The 2,284-nt window shown below is 66.3% G+C and carries 1 protein-coding gene; it reads right to left on the reverse strand.

The features are described 5' to 3' along the window. On the reverse strand, window positions 1-2,284 hold a 2,284-nt coding region (locus tag AB0I81_RS63910; protein ID WP_360680661.1), incomplete at both ends, for a DNA-directed RNA polymerase subunit beta.

Genomic DNA, 2,284 nt, shown 5'->3' on the forward strand with positions numbered 1-2,284 from the left:
CCGAGCGGCTGCTGGGTGATCATGGAGTACGGGCCGGTCGAACGCGCGTGGATCTTGTCGTCGACCAGGTGGAGCAGCTTCAGGATGTAGATGTAACCGACCGCGATCGGATACGGGAACGGCTCGCCGGAGCGGCCGTCGAACAGTTGCGCCTTGCCGCTGCCCAGGACCAGCTTGTCACCGTCGCGGTTGGGCACCGTGTTGCCGAGCAGGCCGACGATCTCCTGCTCATGGGCGCCGTCGAAGACCGGGGTCGCCATGTTGGTGAACGGCTCGACCTTCTCGAAGCCCTTGTCGCGCAGCCGTTCTGCCCACGCCTCCTGGATACCGGAGATGTCCCAGCCGCGGGCGGCGATCCAGCCCAGGTGGGTCTCCAGCACCTGGCCGACGTTCATCCGGCCGGGCACGCCCAGCGGGTTGAGGATGATGTCGACCGGAGTGCCGTCCTCCAGGAACGGCATGTCCTCGACCGGCAGGATCTTGGAGATGACGCCCTTGTTGCCGTGCCGGCCGGCCAGCTTGTCGCCGTCGGTGATCTTACGCTTCTGGGCCACGTACACGCGGACCAGCTCGTTCACACCCGGGGGAAGCTCGTCGCCCTCCTCACGGCTGAACACCCGAACCGCGATGACCTTGCCCTGCTCACCGTGCGGCACCTTCAGCGAGGTGTCGCGCACCTCGCGGGCCTTCTCACCGAAGATCGCGCGCAGCAGCCGCTCCTCCGGCGTCAGCTCGGTCTCACCCTTCGGGGTGACCTTACCGACCAGGATGTCGCCGGGGACGACCTCGGCACCGATCCGGATGATGCCCCGCTCGTCGAGATCGGCCAGCACCTCTTCCGACACGTTCGGGATGTCCCGGGTGATCTCCTCGGGCCCCAGCTTGGTGTCGCGGGCGTCGACCTCGTGCTCCTCGATGTGGATCGAGGACAGCACGTCGTCCTGCACCAGCCGCTGCGACAGGATGATCGCGTCTTCGTAGTTGTGACCCTCCCACGGCATGAACGCGACCAGCAGGTTCTTGCCCAGCGCCATCTCACCGTTGTCGGTGCACGGCCCGTCGGCGATGACCTGGTTGACCTCGACCCGGTCACCCTCGGCCACGATCGGCTTCTGGTTGAAGCTCGTGCCCTGGTTGGAACGCCTGAACTTCGCCACCCGGTACGTCGTCCGCGTGCCGTCGTCGTTCATCACCGTGACGTAGTCGGCGGAGACCTCCTCCACCACCCCGGCCTTCTCGGCGCTGATGACGTCACCGGCGTCGGTCGCGGCACGGTACTCCATGCCGGTGCCGACCAGCGGCGCCTCGCTCTTGAGCAGCGGCACCGACTGGCGCATCATGTTCGCGCCCATCAGGGCCCGGTTGGCGTCGTCGTGCTCAAGGAACGGGATCATCGCCGTGGCCACCGACACCATCTGGCGCGGCGACACGTCGATGTAGTCGACCTCCTCCGCCCGCGCGAGCTCGGTCTCACCACCCTTGGTGCGGACCAGCACGCGCGGCTCGGCGAACGAGCCGTCGGAGTTGAGCACGGTGTTGGCCTGCGCCTTGACGTACCTGTCCTCCTCGTCGGCGGTCAGATAGTCGATCTGTTCGGTGACCTTGCCATCGACGACCTTGCGGTACGGCGTCTCGATGAAGCCGAACGCGTTCAGCCGGCCATAAGAGGCGAGCGAGCCGATCAGGCCGATGTTCGGGCCTTCCGGGGTCTCGATCGGGCACATCCGGCCGTAGTGGGACGGGTGCACGTCACGGACCTCGAAGCCGGCCCGCTCACGGGACAGACCACCGGGGCCCAGCGCGTTCAGACGCCGCTTGTGCGTCAGCCCGGACAGGGGGTTGGTGTGGTCCATGAACTGCGACAACTGCGAGGTGCCGAAGAACTCCCTGATCGACGCCACCACGGGGCGAATGTTGATCAGGGTCTGCGGCGTGATCGCCTCGACGTCCTGCGTGGTCATCCGCTCACGCACGACCCGCTCCATACGGGCCAGACCCAGGCGGACCTGGTTCTGGATCAGCTCGCCGACGTTGCGGATGCGGCGGTTGCCGAAGTGGTCGATGTCGTCGACCTCCAGCGGCAGGCCGTCCGACTCCTCACCGGCGTGCAGGCGCACCAGGTACTCGACCGTGGAGACAATGTCCTCCTCGGTCAGGGTGGTGACGTTGATCTCCGTCTCCGACCCGAACTTCTTGTTGATCTTGTAGCGGCCGACCTTGGCCAGGTCGTAACGCTTGGGGTTGAAATACAGGTTCTCCAGCAGGGTCTGCGCCGACTCCTTGG

The sequence above is a fragment of the Nonomuraea sp. NPDC050404 genome (genome assembly GCF_040655495.1).
Classification (GTDB): Bacteria; Actinomycetota; Actinomycetes; order Streptosporangiales; family Streptosporangiaceae; genus Nonomuraea.